The organism is Lentzea roselyniae, from assembly GCF_039537795.1.
Taxonomy (GTDB): domain Bacteria; phylum Actinomycetota; class Actinomycetes; order Mycobacteriales; family Pseudonocardiaceae; genus Lentzea; species Lentzea atacamensis.
This window is the reverse complement of sequence record NZ_BAABBE010000038.1, coordinates 1-13,217: the sequence shown is the minus strand read 5'-3', so window position 1 is coordinate 13,217 and position 13,217 is coordinate 1. Positions and strand designations below refer to the sequence as shown.

The following is a 13,217-nucleotide window of genomic DNA, read 5'->3' as shown; positions in this document are numbered from 1 at the left end:
AGTACTCACCAGTAGGTCTCATTTGGTGCCTAGGTTGCCGCCCTATCGAGTGGTGGCAGCTGGAGGAAATGTGACCGTGGCGGGTGAAGCCGGGTTACTCGAACTGATGGCCGGAAGACTGGCCAAAGACGATCTCACCCCACGTGCGGCGGAACTGGTGCTGGCGGCGTGCCGCGGCGAAGCGGCGCTGGAACGCGCGCTCACCGGTGTGCCCGTTCAGGAGGAGGCGCCGCGGGAACCGGCGGACGGCCCCGGCCAGGGGATTTTCGTGTCGGAGATCCGCGTGCGCGGCTTCCGGGGCATCGGCCCTCATGCGCGCCTGCCGCTGGCACCGGGTCCCGGGCTGACCGTCGTCACCGGGCGCAACGGCTCTGGCAAGTCGAGCTTCGCCGAGGCGGCGGAACTGGCACTGACCGGCTACAACGCCCGCTGGACCCGCGCGCGGCACGACGTGTGGCGTCAGGGCTGGCGCAACCTGCACCAGAACGACACCGCCGTCGAGCTGGAGCTCGTCCAATCCGGGCAGGCGGACAGGACGACGATCCGGCGGTGCTGGGCGGAGGACGAGGACCTGGCGCAGGGCGAGTGGACGCAGGACGACGAGCCGTTCGACGGCCGCAGGTGGCACGACGCGCTGGAGACCTACCGGCCGTTCCTGCCCTACAGCGAGCTGGGGACCGTTCTCGACGCACAGCCGGAGGACCTCTACGAGGCGATGCACCGCCTGCTGGGACTGGAGGCGATCACCGAGGCGCAGCAGTCGCTCGCCGAGCACCGCAAGCGTCTCGCCGAGATCGTCGCCCGCCCCTACGACCGGCGGGAACGGGTGCGCGCGGAGCTGGCGGCGTCCCAGGACGAACGCGCTCGCCGCGCCGCCGCGCTCCTCGGCAGCGACTCCCCCGACCTCGACGCGATCGCGGACCTGGCACTGGGCGCGGACGTCGGCAGTGGAACCAACCTGCTGCACCAGATCGTGGCCCTGCCGCTGCCGCCCGACGACGAGATCGAGAGGTGCCGCGAGACCCTCGACCTGGCGCTCGGCGCGGTCACCGTGGTGGCGACGGACAACGCGCAGGACTCGTTGCGGTGCAGCGAGATCCTGCGGCTCGCGATCCAGCTGCAGGAGTCGGGCGGCAACCAGGCGTGCCCGGTGTGCGACCTCGGCCGGCTCGACGGGCTGTGGCTCGCCAAGGCCAGGGAACGCGCGGAGCACCTCAGCAGGGCCGCCGCGGAGCTGCACGAGGCCGCGGACCGGCTGGACGTGGCGGTGGCGGCCACGCGGGCGTTGTGCCAGCCGGCACCGGACGTGCTGCTGGAAGCGCAGGGCATCCTCGACACGACCGCCGCGCTGCAGGCCTGGCAGGCGTGGGACGACTGCGTCGCGATCGACGACCCGGTGCGGCTGCGCCACGAGTTCTTCGACCGCCACGCCGAGCTGGAGGCCGCGGTCGAGGCGGTGAAGGCCGTGGCACGCGAGCAGATCGACCGGCGTGACCTGGTGTGGCGGCCGATGGCGATCGCGTTGTTCGAGTGGCACTCCCAGGCGCAGCAAGCGCTTGCGGATGCCGACGTGCTCGCCGACGTGACCGAGGCGGAGAACTGGATCCGCAAGACCGCGGCGACACTGCGGGCCGAGCGCATCGCGCCGTTCGCCAAGGAGTCGCAGCGGATCTGGCAGCGGTTGCGGCAGCAGAGCAACGTCGACCTGGGCGCGGTGCGGCTCGGCGGCACCCGCAACGTCGAGCTGGACGTGTCCGTCGACGGCGTCTCCAACTCGGCGCTGGCGGTGATGAGCCAGGGCGAGCTGCACTCGCTGGGGCTCGCGCTGTTCCTGCCGCGGGCGATGGTGGACGAGAGCCCGTTCCGGTTCGTGGTGATCGACGACCCCGTGCAGGCGATGGATCCGTCCAAGGTGGATGGCCTCGCCCAGGTGCTCGCCGACGTCGGGCTGACGCGCCAGGTCGTGGTCTTCACGCACGACGAACGGCTGGTGGAGGCACTGCGGCGGTTGCGGCTGCCGGCGACGGTCTGGGAGGTCTGCCGCGGCGAGGAGTCCGTCGTGCAGGTGCGGTTGTCCGACGATCCCGTCGGCCGCTGCCTGAACGACGCGCGTGCCATGCGCGGCGACGAGCACCTGCCGGACGCGTTGCGGGCGGAGCTGGTGGCCTCGTGCTGCCGGGCGGCGCTGGAAGCCGCTTCGCACGCCAGGTTCCGGCGCGAGCGGCTCGCCCGCGGGATGCCCCACGCCGAGGTCGAACGCACGCTGGAATGCGCGCTGACAACCCGGCAGAAGATCGCGCTGGCCGTGCTCGACGACCTCGGCGAGCCGGGGAAGCTGTTGCCGCACCTGGAGGACGTCGTCGGATCGTGGGCGGTCGACCTGCTGCAGGCTTGCCGCGTCGGCGGTGACGGTGGCGACCTGGACGTGCTGATCCGCGACACCGAACTGCTCGCGGGGTGGTTGCAGCGATGAACCTGTCCTCGGACGTCCAGGACCGCCTGACCTGCGTCGCGAACCTGCTGGCACGCCCGGATCAGCTCGACGGCGTGCGGATCCGCTGCTGCGCGGAGCTGTTGCGCACGGCGGTGGAACGATCGGTGGCCCGTGCCTGTGGCGCCGTGAACACCGACCAGCCGGTGCACGCGTTGCTGATCAGCCTTCCGTCCCATGTGGACGCTGACGTGGCGCACGACGCCTCACAGCTGTGGCACGCACTGAGCCGCGCGATCCGGCACCACGGCTACGAGCTGACCCCGACCGTCGCGGAACTGCGCGGCTGGCACGCCGACACCGCGTCCGTCGTCGTGGCTCTGCAGCCGACCCTGACCCTGTCCGGCACCATCGACCTCACCTGAAGGCACCGGTGAAACTGCTGCTGTTCGCGGACCTGCACCTGGACACGCGCTTCGCCAGCGCTGGTCCCGCACGCCGCCAGGCGTTGCGCGACACGCTGGGCCGGATCGTCGAGCTCGCCGAGGAGTCGCACGTCGACGCGGTGCTCTGCGCCGGCGACCTCTACGAGCACGAACGCTGCTCCCCTTCCACGGCCTCGTTCCTGCGTTCGTCGTTCGACTGCTCGATGCCGGTGTTCCTGGCGCCGGGCAACGACGACTGGTACGGCCCGCAGTCGGTCTACCAGCAGGTGGACTGGTCGCCGAACGTGCACGTGTTCTCCTCGGACGACCTGACGCCCGTCGAGCTCGCCGACGGCGTCACGCTGTGGGGTGCCGCGCGCGTCGGACCCGGCCAGACGCGGGACTTCCTGGACGGCTTCGCGGTGAACAGGTCCGGGGTGAACCTGGCCCTGTGCCACGGTTCCGCGCCGGACGATGTGGCGATCACGGGACTGGACCACGCCTTCCTCGGCCACGTGCACACACCGGAGCACGCCACGCACTACACGTTCCCCGGCAACCCGGATCCCCTGACAGCGGGCGAAACCGGTGAGCGGGGCGCCGTTCTGTGCACCGTCCACGACGACGGCACGGTGTCGCGGGAGGTGTTCGACGTGTCGGCGTCGCGCTCACTCGGGTTGCTGATGGAGAGCTCGGAGGCGTTTCCGTTGCTGGATTTCGACTCCGTTGCGGCAGAACGAACCGTGCGCGGCCAGTTCGTGCGCGACGTGCTGGCCGACGCGACCTTGGACACGGCGTTGCGCGGCCGCGTGCTCGCCACCGGCCTGCGGGCCTTGGAGGGGCGATGAGGATCGAGTCGGTCACCGCGCACGCGTTCGGGCCGCTGCACGACCGGACGCTGCCGCTGGCACCGGGACTGACGGTGGTGTCGGGCGTGAACGAGTCCGCGAAGTCGTCCTGGCACGCCGCCATCCGCGCGGCTCTGTGCGGCGAACCGTCGGCGCGGCACCGCCCGTGGGACGGCGAGTCGTGGCGTGTCGCCGCAACGGTGTCGCTGGCGTCCGGCGAGGTCGTGACGGTCGACCGCGACCTCGACGAGGACAGCTGCCCTGACGTCGCGCGCCACGTCGGCCTGGACCGCACCTCGTTCGCCGCCACCGCCTGCGTGGACCAGGCCCAGCTGTTGTCGGTGCTGGACGCGGCCGACGGCCTGCAGGACCACCTGCGCCACGCCGCCGCCACCGCGGGCACCGACGGCACGGTGGAACAGGCGTTGCTGCGGCTGAACGCACCCGTGGACGCGTTGCGGGAGGCCAGGAACCGCCTGCGGGAAGCCGAAACGGACCTGGCGGTGGCCCGCCGCGAGCACGCGCGTTATCTGGATCTGAGCGTCAAGGCCCGGTCGGCCGCCGCCGCTCGTGCGCGCATGGCCGTGCAGGAGCACTCCGCTGTCGTCGACGCGCTCGCCGCTCGGGTGACTCGCCTGACCGAGCTGCAAAAGCGCTTCGGTGACGGCCCGCCGTCCGGCCTGGCGGCGCAGGAAGAACTGACCCACCTGGTCAACCGCGCGCTGGCCGCGTGGCGCGCCGCTCCCACCCCGCGTGTGCTGACCGGGCCGTCCTCGTCGACGCTGCAGGGCGAGCTGGAAGCCCTGCCGGAGTTCCCCTGCGGTGAGACCGCGCTCGACGACGACCTTCGCGTGGTGGCGAGTGCCTACGAGACCGCGTCGGCCGTCGCTGCCGCTCACGACGAACGCCGCCCGTCGCCCGCCACGACGGCCGAACCGTCGGTGCTGCGCGGTCTGGCGACGCGGCTGGACCCGGCCAGCGGAGCCCGTCTGACCACCGCGTCCATCGAGGTGGACACCGCCCGCCTGTACCAGGACGAAGCGGCAGCCAACGCGGCGCGCGTCCAGGTGGAGGCCGACGTGGCGGCCGCGCGGGTGCAGGAGATCGCGATGCCGAACCCGTTCCTGCGCATCGCTTTGCTGGCACTGAGCTGCCTCACGACGTTGGTCGGTCTGCTGCTGTTCCTGGTGAACCAGGAGATGGCCGCCATGGGTGTCCTCGTCGCCGCTTTTGTCGCCGGTGTCGGCGGTGCCCTGGCCCGCGGCAACGCGCCCCAGCGTGACGACGCCGTGGCCTTCGCCGCCGAGCGAGCCGCGGCCGCCACCGAGGCACGCAGCCTGCTGTTCGCCGCGGACCGCAAACTTGCGGAGGCCGAGGGTCAGCGCGCCGTCGCCCTCGAGGCCGTTCGCGTCCACGACGAGGCCACTGCTTCGTGCGCTGCGCTGGGCATCCCCCCGGACCGCGAAACGTTGTGGCGCCTGGCCAACCGCGCGGCCTGGGAAGCGGAGCACGCCGACCTGGTGTGCGAGGTGGCGCGCACCGAGAAGGTCGTCCGCGTCGAGCTCGCCGCCCGCGGCAAGGTCGACAACACGATGTCCGTGCCGGACCTGCTGATCGACTACGAGACCGACTGCAAGGTCCGCGCGCGTCAGGCGTTGATGGCCGCCCAGCGCCCGCTGCTGGCCCGGGCACTGGAGGACCGTCTCCTGGCCGAAGCCACCGTCGCCGAGGCCACCGCCGCTCACGACCGGGCGCTGTCGCTGCTGCGCGAGGCGGTGACCGCGATCGGCGGCTCGGGTGAACGTCCGGAAGACCTGCTCCGCGCGATCGCCGAGTGGCAACGCGGCTGGGACCGGCGGCTGCGCGAGGCCGAGGAGGAACGCAACGCGTGGGCCGAACTGCAGTCGCTCCTGGCCGACGGCACCCTGAACGACCTGGAAACCACCCTCTCCGCCGCCCAGAACCACCACGCCGCGTTGCTGGCGGACGCCGCCCGGTACGCCGCCTGCGCGCCCGTCGACCCGTCGCTGGCCGCCGCCGCCGAATCCCTGGCCGCGACGGTCGCCGAGCTCGCCAGGGCACTGCCCGGCGTTCCGGAGGCCGAGGAGGACGTGCAGGCCGCCGCTGCCGTGCTGGCCGAGGTGCAGGCGGAGGTCGAGGCGATCGACCTCGCCTCGCGCTACCTGGTCGCGGCGCGGGAGAAGGTCCACAGCACGATCGCCCCGGCGCTGGAAGACACGCTCCGCTCGTGGCTGCCATTGGTGACCGACGGGCGTTATGTCGATGCCGCCGTGGATCCGCTGTCGCTGACCGTGCGCGTGTGTGCCGCCTCTGAGACGTGGCATCAGGCCTCGCGTCTGTCCTTGGGCACGACAGAGCAGGTGTACCTGCTGCTGCGAGTGGCTCTTGCTCAGCACCTCGCCACTGAAGCGTGTCCGCTGCTGCTGGACGACGTGACGGTGCAGGCCGATGACGCGCGCACTCGTGCGGTGCTGGATCTGTTGCTGCGGTTGTCGGAAGACCGGCAGATCGTGCTGTTCGCGCAGGAGACCGCGGTGGTGGAGTGGGCGCGGGAACGGCTGGGTGAGCGCGACGTGCTGCATCAGCTCATGCCTGTGGCGGTCTGACCCCGGCGGCGACGAGCGCGACGACCCGGTCGGCGACCTGCTCCGGGTCGTCGTGCTCCCACACCCGCACGACGAGCCAGCCGGCGGCCGCGAGCTGCAGATCGGTGTCCCGATCGCGCACGACCACACCGCGCAGCTTCACCTCCCACCACTCGCGGTTCGCCTTCGGCACCTGGCCGTGCTCCGGGCACGAGTGCCAAAAGCACCCGTCGACGAACAACGCGATCTTGGCCCCGCGCAGCAGCACGTCCACACGCCTGCGCCGGTTGGTTCCGGGCGGTGCGACGTCCACGAGGTAACGCAGTCCCCGCCGGTGCAGCGCGCGCCGAACCGCCAGCTCCGGTGCGGTGCCGGTCCGGCGAGTCCTGCGCATCACCCGGGAGGTCGTCTCGGAGCTGGCGGGCGGGGCGGGTCCTGGGTCGACGTGGCGGTACACGACCTGTGGTTTCCCGGAATTGTCAGACCCCATCGCTACCGTCGGACCCATGACCAACGCCGCCTTCCGCAAGCTGACCCCGACGACCGAGGAGAAGCTCGCCGAGCTGGACCTGCGCCTCGACGTGCTGGACCGCGCGATCGCCGCCGGCATCGACGCACGTGCCGCGTCACCGCCGTTCGGGCCCACCAACGCGCCGGGGCTGCTCGACTGGATCCACCGGGTGGGCACGTTGCGGCAGCTGCTGGCGGCCGAGGGGTGGCAGCGGCTCGACCACTGGAACGCCGGGCTGGTGCGGCACCCGTCGCGGCCGATTCTGCTCGGCACGTTGCAGGGGAACCGGGGGACGGGGTCGCCGGACGCGCCGTTGCGCAGCGACTACGCGAAGGGGCCCGCGATCGCGGCCATGATGCGGGACAACGACCACGACCAGTTCGCGCTGTTCGAGAACGCGCGCACCGAAGGGCTGAAGTTGTGGTTCCTCGTCACGTATCCGCTGCAGCTGGAGGACCGGCTGGTGGTGCTGCGGGAGGTGTCGCAGCCGGAGCCGACACCGCAGAACCAGATCATCGAACGGTGGGCGCACCGCATCCCGTTGCCGCCGATGGAGTTCGCGCAGACCAGGACGCCCAATGTGGACGGTCCGGAGGAGGTGGACTTCCCCGTCGCCCTGCGCCGCTGACCACGCTGCTCGGATCGTCCCGCTCGTCGGCGAGCAGCTCGACCAGAGCGAGCTGGTCCTTTTTGGACACTCCGGCGAGGTCGACCTCGCGGCCGCCGTCCTGCCAGATCACCGACCTGGCCTTCGTGCGCCCGGTGTAGGCCGTGATCACCCGGCCTGGGGGTGGCGACGGTCGCCTTCGAGAACGCGCCGGCGATGACCAGTTCGCCGACCTGCGCCGCGGCGCCCGACTTGCTGCCGGCCGGTGCGTCGGTCTCGTTCCGGACCGCCTTCACCAGCCCGGCGGTGCGGAGGTCCTTGAACAACGACGCGGTCAGGCGGTGCAGTTCGGCGTCGTCAACGGCGCCGTCATCCACCAGCAGCTTCACCCCGGTCACCCCCACACGTGCATCAAGGCCGTCCGGGTCCGTGGCCCAAACGGTCCGAGTGCAACCGATCGGACCCACCGGCCCCCGCGTGGCGCCCCGCCGAGCCAGAGGTGAGAATGGCTCGATCATGCTCACCCCGTCGCGACTCACGCTCGCCCGCACCCGGCGCGGTCTCACCGCGGCCGACCTCGCGCGCAAGTCCGGGGTGCCCGCGCGGGCGATCGGCGAGTACGAACGCGGCCTGCGCAGGCCCAAGCCCGCCACCACCGAGTCGCTGGCCGGCGCGCTAGGGTTCCCGGCGGCCTTCCTCAACGCACCCGAACCGCCTCGGCTGCAGGGCGCCGCGGTGACCACGCAGGCGACCGCCGCGGCCCAGCTGGCGATCGAGTTCAACGCGTGGCTGGAGCGGCTGTTCGTGCTGCCCCAGCCGGACCTGCCGCCGCCGCGGACATCACCGGAAGGCACGCGGAGAGCATGGCGGCTCGACACGGCGCCGGTGCCGAACATGGTGCAGCTGCTGGAGTCCCGCGGCGTGCGGGTGTTCTCCCTGCCGGTCGACTGCGCCGCCGACGACGCGTTCTCCTGCTGGCACAACGGCACGCCGTACGTGTTCCTCAACCCGGCGGCGACGCCGGAGCAGGCGCGGTTCGACGCGGCCGTCCAGCTCGCCGTCCTGCTCGGACACGACGAGCCCGAGGAGTTCGCCGCCGAGTTCCTCATGCCGCAGGAGCAGTTGCCCGGCACGAGCCACCGCCACTGGCACGTCGCGGAGGAGCAGTTCGCGGCCAGAACCCAGGCGTACCACGGCCTCCGAGGTGGCATGGCGCGAAGGGAGACGTCAAAGCTGCTGACCAAGGTGTTCAAGGTTCTGCGCGAGAACGGCACGACGCCGTTCCACGTGGCCAAGGAACTGAACCTGGGTCTGGAAGAGCTCAACGGCCTGGTGTTCGGGCTCGTGCTGACCGCGCTCCCAGGTGGACGAGAACCAGGACCGAGAGGACGCGCACGCCTTACCCTGGTCCACTGATCAAGCTGGGGGGACCAGAAGTGGTGTTCTTGCGCTATCTCGTGGCGCTGCCTTTGCTCGTGGCGAGCGTCGTCGGTGTGCCGACCGGCTACCACGTTCTTTCGTCGTACCTGTACCGGCGCGAGCTTCGGGACGAGAAGTTCGACGTCGTGGGAGAGTTCCGGGAGTCCTTCACCGAGAACGTCGTCGGGTGGCCGATGGCGCTGGCGATCGTGCTGCTCGTCGTGTTCTGGTGGATGACGACGGCGTGGCCGAAGATCGCGTTGGTGCCGTCGGTGCCGGCGTCGGTGGGCGGGGCCATCATCGGCCTGATCGACGGCTGGGAGAACGCGGCGTCCGCGGCCACGGCACCGTTCGTCGCCTGGGGGCTCGCGTGGCTGGCAGGGAAGATCGTGTCCTGGCCGGTCACGGGAGGAGTGCGGCGGTCCGCGGTCGAGATCGCCGTCGGACTGCGCGGCGGTGGCCGGCTGCGGGTGCAGTCCCGGCGGTTGCTGCTCGACAAGCTCCCGCCGCCGGTGCACCCGATGAGCCCGATCGGCAGGGTCGCCATCCGGTTCGACCGGATCAGCGCCGTCGAGGCCGGCGTCGTGCACACCCCCGCGCCGTGGCGGCTGGCCAACACCAGCGAGCTCACCCTCACGCCCGGCGAGGTGCTGCGGGTCATCGGCGGCGGGCAGGAGTGGCTGTTGCCGGTCGGCGACGCGGCCGCGCTCCGGCAGCTCGTGGTGGAACGGGCCGAGCACCGGGCGGTACCGGATCCACGGCCGGCAATGGAGAGCGACCGGTGGTCCCACGCCAAGAACCTGTGGGAGCTGGCCGGTCAGGAGCCGCCGGTGCGCAACACCCGGACGGTCAACCACGGCAACCGCTGGGCGGCGCTCATCATCTCCGCACTGACGACCCCGATGGCGCTCTTCTCGGTGTTCCGCATCTTCACCGACGGCTGGGGCTACCTCGTCGGGGTCTTCTTCTTCGGCCTGATCGCGTGGATCGCGACGCACGTGTGGTTCCGGCAGGGCGTCCTCTACAAGCTCACCGAGGAGAACCCGGTCTCACCGATGGCCGACGAACCCGATCCACGACGCAATCCGGTCACGGGCTGGAGTGCTCAGCCTGTTGTACTAGGCCAAACGAGGGATTTGTGAAACGCATCGCCTGGCATACCCGACACTGAGAGTGACGGAAATGCCAAGTCGTGAGGACGGCCCATGACGATGCAGCAACGCACAGAGCCTTCGCCTGCCGCAGTCCTGATCGCCGTTGCCGTGCTCGCGCTGGTTCTGACCGTTGCTTTCGGCCCGCTGGGCTTCGTCATCGGGCTCGCGTTGTTCGCGTTGATGTTCGTCGGCACGAAGAACAGAGCGGCGCCCGAGCAGATCGTCCCGATGCGTACCCGGACCCGCATCCGCCGGCTGTCCACGGCGGGCCGGGTCGCCATCATCGGCGAGGCGAACTACCAGGACGCCATCGCCGAGGTGGCGCGGCACGCGGCCGCGCACACCGCGGAGGAAGCGATTCCGGCGACCGCGGTGCTCGTGCCGGAGTCCGCCAACCGGCACGACCAGGCCGTCCGTGTCGACCTGCTGCGCGGTGACGGCTCCGCGATCACCGCCGGCTACCTGCGCGGCGACCAGGCCGCCGACTACCAGCCATTGCTGCTCGAACTGGCCGAGCGCGGCGAGGTGGGCTCGTGCCCCGCCCGGATCATGGGTGGCGGTCACCGCTACTACGGCGTGCACCTGCACCTCGGCGGCCCGCGGCTGCTGCTGCTCGACCACGAGGCCCTCGGCACGGCACCGACGATGCCCGCCGAGCAGCAGGTCCCCGTCGTGGGTGAGGAAGCCCATCAGCACGTGCTGCACCGCGTGGTCAACGGCCGGACGCCCGTCCACGTCATCGCGGAACTCCGCGACTGCCGCATCGCCACGGGCACGCACGTCGGCGAACACACGCTTGAAGTGCTGCTCGAAGGAGAACTCATCGGTCAGCTCAGCTACGCGATGGGTCTTCGGTACTGCGAGATGGCGCAAGAGTGGCGCACCCGCACGGGGCGAGCGCTCTGCGAAGCCGTCATCACCAACGAAGGCACGCGCGGCCTTCAGGCGAAGCTGCTGCTGCCCAAGTAGTCCGCGAACGTTCGCGGCTCACGGCCCAGCACGCGCTGCACACCGTCGGACAGGTGCGCCTCGGCTCCCGTGCGGACGCGCACGAGCAGCATCGTGACGAGGTCGGCGATCTCGTCCGGGTAGCCGAGCCCGCGCAGCGTGGCCGCGAACTCCTCCGGCGCGACGTCGGTGTAGAGGACCGGGTTGCCGGTCACCGCGACGATCCGCGCCAGCATCTCGGGGAACGACAACGACTCCGGCCCGCTCAGCTCGTAGGTCTGCCCTGCGTGGCCGGGCTCGGTGAGCGCCGTGACAGCCACCTCGGCGACATCCACCACATCAATGAACGGGTGGATGCCCTGCCCCGCGGGCACAGCCAGCTCGCCGTGCTGGACGGGCGCCGCGAACATGTCCTCGTCGAAGTTCTGCATGAACCACGTCGGCCGCAGGATCGTCCACTCGACACCGGAGTCCTTGATCGCGGCCTCGAACGGGTCATCGGCGGGAGCACCACGCATGGACAACAGCACGAGCCGGGTGACACCGGACTTCACCGCGAGAGGCACGAAGTCGGCGAGGAGCGCGGGGTTCTCCGGGGGAACCACGTAGACCGCGGTGGTGCCGGAGAGGGCCGGCTCCCAGGTGGCCGGGTCCGCCCAGTCGAACTTCGTGGCCGACGACCTCGACGCCGGACGTGCGGCCTGGCCGAGGAGCTCGGTGACGCGGCGCCCGGTCTTGCCGGTGGCGCCGAGCACGAGGACGGTTGGCGACTTGATTCCGCTCAATGTTGACATGACTAGAGCCAATCAACATTGACGCGGACGATCCATGCTTGATTGACCTGCATCCTTGCCCGTTCGTCCACCCATGTCTTTTGGCAACGTGGTACTTAGTGGGTCATGAGTGAGCGTGATCTCGTGGACCTGAGGGATGCGTTGCGGGCGTTCGCCGCTGCCCGTGACTGGGACAGCTACCACACCCCCAAGAACCTGGTGATGGCGTTGTCCGCGGAGGTCGGCGAGCTCACCGACCTCTTCCAGTGGCTGACGCCCGAAGAGGCGAAGAATGCGATGAAAGACCCAGACCTCGCGTGGAACGTGCGGGACGAGCTCGCGGACGTGATGCACTACCTCACCAGGCTGGCGGACAAGCTCGGTGTCGACCTCGTCGAGGCCGCGTTCGCCAAGATCGAGCGCAACGAGCGACGGTTCCCCACGGGGGACCTGCGCCCGGTGCCAGTCGAGAAGGGTGAGCTGTGAGTCTCCAGAACGTGCAGGTCTTGCACGTGCACCAGAAGGTCACGTTCATGATCAACCGCTACGAGGTCTTCGTCGACGACAACGGCGAACCCGGCGAGCTGGTCGGCTTCGCCGAGCAGAAGAAGTTCAAGATCAAGGAACGGATCACGATCTACACCGACTCGTCGAAGAGCCAGGTGCTGTTCGAATTCAACGCCCGCAAGGCGCTCGACCTGGGCAGCGGCTACGACGTGACCGACGCGAACGGGCGGTCGATCGGGTTGTTCCGCAAGAACTTCGAGAAGTCGCTGCTGCGCTCGACGTGGCATCTCGAGCAGCCGGGCTGGGGTGAGTCGACGGGTGCCGAGCGCAACAAGTGGTTGGCCGGCATCCGCCGGCTGTGGCAGTGGATCCCGATCGTCGGCGAAGCGCCGTTCCCCATGCGTTATCACTTCGACTTCACGAAGAACGGCGCTCCTGTGTTCAGCGTCGACAAGAAGACCTGGATCCGCGACCACTACCTGGTCCGCATCCAGGATCCTGGCGTCGACCGCCGGCTCGTGGTCGCCCAAGCCGTCGCGCTCGACGCGCTGCAGTCCCGCTAGAGGTACGTGAGCAGGAGGAGGATCAGGCACATCAGCAGCACGACGCCGAGCACTGCGGGCAGGATTGACTGCGAGGACGGCGCGGGCTCGCGGGCGTGCCTGCCCCGCCTCCTGCGCGCTCGCCACCGCAATGGTGCCTCCCCTGCCCACTGATCGTTCATGACGATCACGGTAGGGACGAACAAGCCGAGCCCAGCTCACATCACCCGCTCGCCTCGGCCTCATCACCCGGTCGGCGGCTCAAGCACGAAAAAACCCTGCGGGGAGCACACGAAGTGCTCAACCCGCAGGGCCACATTAAGTTCGGCGGCGACCTACTCTCCCACACCGTAACCAGTGCAGTACCATCGGCGCAGAAGGGCTTAACTACCGGGTTCGGAATGGGACCGGGTGTTTCCCCAACGCTATAACCACCGAAACACTAT

General features: G+C 70.2%; 13 protein-coding genes and 1 rRNA gene. 10 read left to right on the top strand and 4 right to left on the bottom strand.

Annotated features, from left to right (window positions below):
* The first annotated feature begins 106 nt into the window (after positions 1-106).
* Genes ABFX45_RS39950 through ABFX45_RS39935 form a run of 4 tightly spaced genes read left to right on the top strand, consistent with a single transcriptional unit; the run spans position 107 to position 6,331 of the window.
* Positions 107-2,473, top strand: coding sequence for an AAA family ATPase (locus ABFX45_RS39950; RefSeq protein ID WP_346136013.1), 2,367 nt, complete (start codon positions 107-109; stop codon positions 2,471-2,473).
* Positions 2,470-2,856 carry a hypothetical protein gene (locus ABFX45_RS39945; RefSeq protein ID WP_109642548.1) on the top strand — a complete coding sequence of 129 codons (387 nt, stop codon included), beginning with the start codon at positions 2,470-2,472 and terminating at the stop codon, positions 2,854-2,856. Before ABFX45_RS39950 ends, ABFX45_RS39945 begins: the two co-directional genes overlap by 4 nt.
* 8 nt (positions 2,857-2,864) lie before the next feature.
* Complete coding sequence (locus tag ABFX45_RS39940) at positions 2,865-3,704, top strand: metallophosphoesterase family protein (RefSeq protein WP_109642546.1); 840 nt, start codon at positions 2,865-2,867, stop codon at positions 3,702-3,704.
* On the top strand, positions 3,701-6,331 hold the full coding sequence (locus ABFX45_RS39935) for an ATP-binding protein (RefSeq protein ID WP_346136010.1): 2,631 nt from the start codon (positions 3,701-3,703) through the stop codon (positions 6,329-6,331). The genes ABFX45_RS39940 and ABFX45_RS39935 overlap by 4 nt, the downstream gene beginning before the upstream one ends.
* Here ABFX45_RS39935 and ABFX45_RS39930 read toward each other — a convergent pair.
* Positions 6,312-6,767, bottom strand: coding sequence for a very short patch repair endonuclease (locus ABFX45_RS39930; RefSeq protein ID WP_428834284.1), 456 nt, complete (start codon positions 6,765-6,767; stop codon positions 6,312-6,314). The two genes, ABFX45_RS39935 and ABFX45_RS39930, sit on opposite strands and share 20 nt — an antisense overlap.
* A 49-nt stretch (positions 6,768-6,816) precedes the next feature.
* On the opposite strand from ABFX45_RS39930, the gene ABFX45_RS39925 reads away from it, so the two are divergent.
* The 4 genes from ABFX45_RS39925 to ABFX45_RS39910 all read left to right on the top strand — a co-directional run bounded on the left by ABFX45_RS39925 (position 6,817) and on the right by ABFX45_RS39910 (position 10,970).
* On the top strand, positions 6,817-7,449 hold the full coding sequence (locus ABFX45_RS39925) for a hypothetical protein (RefSeq protein WP_109642538.1): 633 nt from the start codon (positions 6,817-6,819) through the stop codon (positions 7,447-7,449).
* 495 nt (positions 7,450-7,944) lie between these two features.
* Positions 7,945-8,844 (top strand): ImmA/IrrE family metallo-endopeptidase, encoded by a 900-nt coding sequence (locus tag ABFX45_RS39920; protein ID WP_346136006.1) that lies wholly within the window; start codon positions 7,945-7,947, stop codon positions 8,842-8,844.
* A 20-nt stretch (positions 8,845-8,864) separates the two neighbouring features.
* Positions 8,865-9,989, top strand: coding sequence for a hypothetical protein (locus ABFX45_RS39915; protein WP_346136004.1), 1,125 nt, complete (start codon positions 8,865-8,867; stop codon positions 9,987-9,989).
* A 63-nt stretch (positions 9,990-10,052) separates the two neighbouring features.
* Complete coding sequence (locus ABFX45_RS39910) at positions 10,053-10,970, top strand: hypothetical protein (protein ID WP_109642532.1); 918 nt, start codon at positions 10,053-10,055, stop codon at positions 10,968-10,970.
* Here ABFX45_RS39910 and ABFX45_RS39905 read toward each other — a convergent pair.
* Positions 10,943-11,743 (bottom strand): NAD(P)H-binding protein, encoded by an 801-nt coding sequence (locus ABFX45_RS39905; protein ID WP_346136002.1) that lies wholly within the window; start codon positions 11,741-11,743, stop codon positions 10,943-10,945. The two genes, ABFX45_RS39910 and ABFX45_RS39905, sit on opposite strands and share 28 nt — an antisense overlap.
* A gap of 105 nt (positions 11,744-11,848) precedes the next feature.
* Here ABFX45_RS39905 and ABFX45_RS39900 point away from each other — a divergent pair, with 105 nt between their 5' ends.
* Both ABFX45_RS39900 and ABFX45_RS39895 read left to right on the top strand, forming a co-directional pair.
* A complete protein-coding gene (locus ABFX45_RS39900; protein ID WP_109642528.1) occupies positions 11,849-12,208 on the top strand; it encodes a nucleotide pyrophosphohydrolase in 360 nt (119 codons plus the stop codon).
* Between the two features lie 11 nt (positions 12,209-12,219).
* Positions 12,220-12,792 (top strand): LURP-one-related family protein, encoded by a 573-nt coding sequence (locus ABFX45_RS39895; RefSeq protein ID WP_346136000.1) that lies wholly within the window; start codon positions 12,220-12,222, stop codon positions 12,790-12,792.
* On the opposite strand, the gene ABFX45_RS39890 is transcribed toward ABFX45_RS39895, so the two are convergent.
* Together ABFX45_RS39890 and rrf are read right to left on the bottom strand one after the other, a co-directional pair.
* On the bottom strand, positions 12,789-12,953 hold the full coding sequence (locus ABFX45_RS39890) for a hypothetical protein (protein ID WP_170155373.1): 165 nt from the start codon (positions 12,951-12,953) through the stop codon (positions 12,789-12,791). The genes ABFX45_RS39895 and ABFX45_RS39890 overlap by 4 nt on opposite strands.
* Positions 12,954-13,093: 140 nt before the next feature.
* Positions 13,094-13,210: ribosomal RNA gene (rrf, locus tag ABFX45_RS39885) — 5S ribosomal RNA — on the bottom strand.
* Between the last annotated feature and the right edge of the window lie 7 nt (positions 13,211-13,217).

Excerpts from the sequence above, each read along its gene's own strand:
- ABFX45_RS39935 (WP_346136010.1), top strand. The coding sequence starts at position 3,701 with ATGAGGATCGAGTCGGTCACCGCGCACGCGTTCGGGCCGCTGCACGAC.
- ABFX45_RS39890 (WP_170155373.1), bottom strand. The coding sequence starts at position 12,953 with ATGAACGATCAGTGGGCAGGGGAGGCACCATTGCGGTGGCGAGCGCGC.
- ABFX45_RS39900 (WP_109642528.1), top strand. The coding sequence starts at position 11,849 with ATGAGTGAGCGTGATCTCGTGGACCTGAGGGATGCGTTGCGGGCGTTC.
- ABFX45_RS39910 (WP_109642532.1), top strand. The coding sequence starts at position 10,053 with ATGACGATGCAGCAACGCACAGAGCCTTCGCCTGCCGCAGTCCTGATC.
- ABFX45_RS39925 (WP_109642538.1), top strand. The coding sequence starts at position 6,817 with ATGACCAACGCCGCCTTCCGCAAGCTGACCCCGACGACCGAGGAGAAG.
- ABFX45_RS39945 (WP_109642548.1), top strand. The coding sequence starts at position 2,470 with ATGAACCTGTCCTCGGACGTCCAGGACCGCCTGACCTGCGTCGCGAAC.
- ABFX45_RS39920 (WP_346136006.1), top strand. The coding sequence starts at position 7,945 with ATGCTCACCCCGTCGCGACTCACGCTCGCCCGCACCCGGCGCGGTCTC.
- ABFX45_RS39905 (WP_346136002.1), bottom strand. The coding sequence starts at position 11,743 with ATGTCAACATTGAGCGGAATCAAGTCGCCAACCGTCCTCGTGCTCGGC.
- ABFX45_RS39950 (WP_346136013.1), top strand. The coding sequence starts at position 107 with ATGGCCGGAAGACTGGCCAAAGACGATCTCACCCCACGTGCGGCGGAA.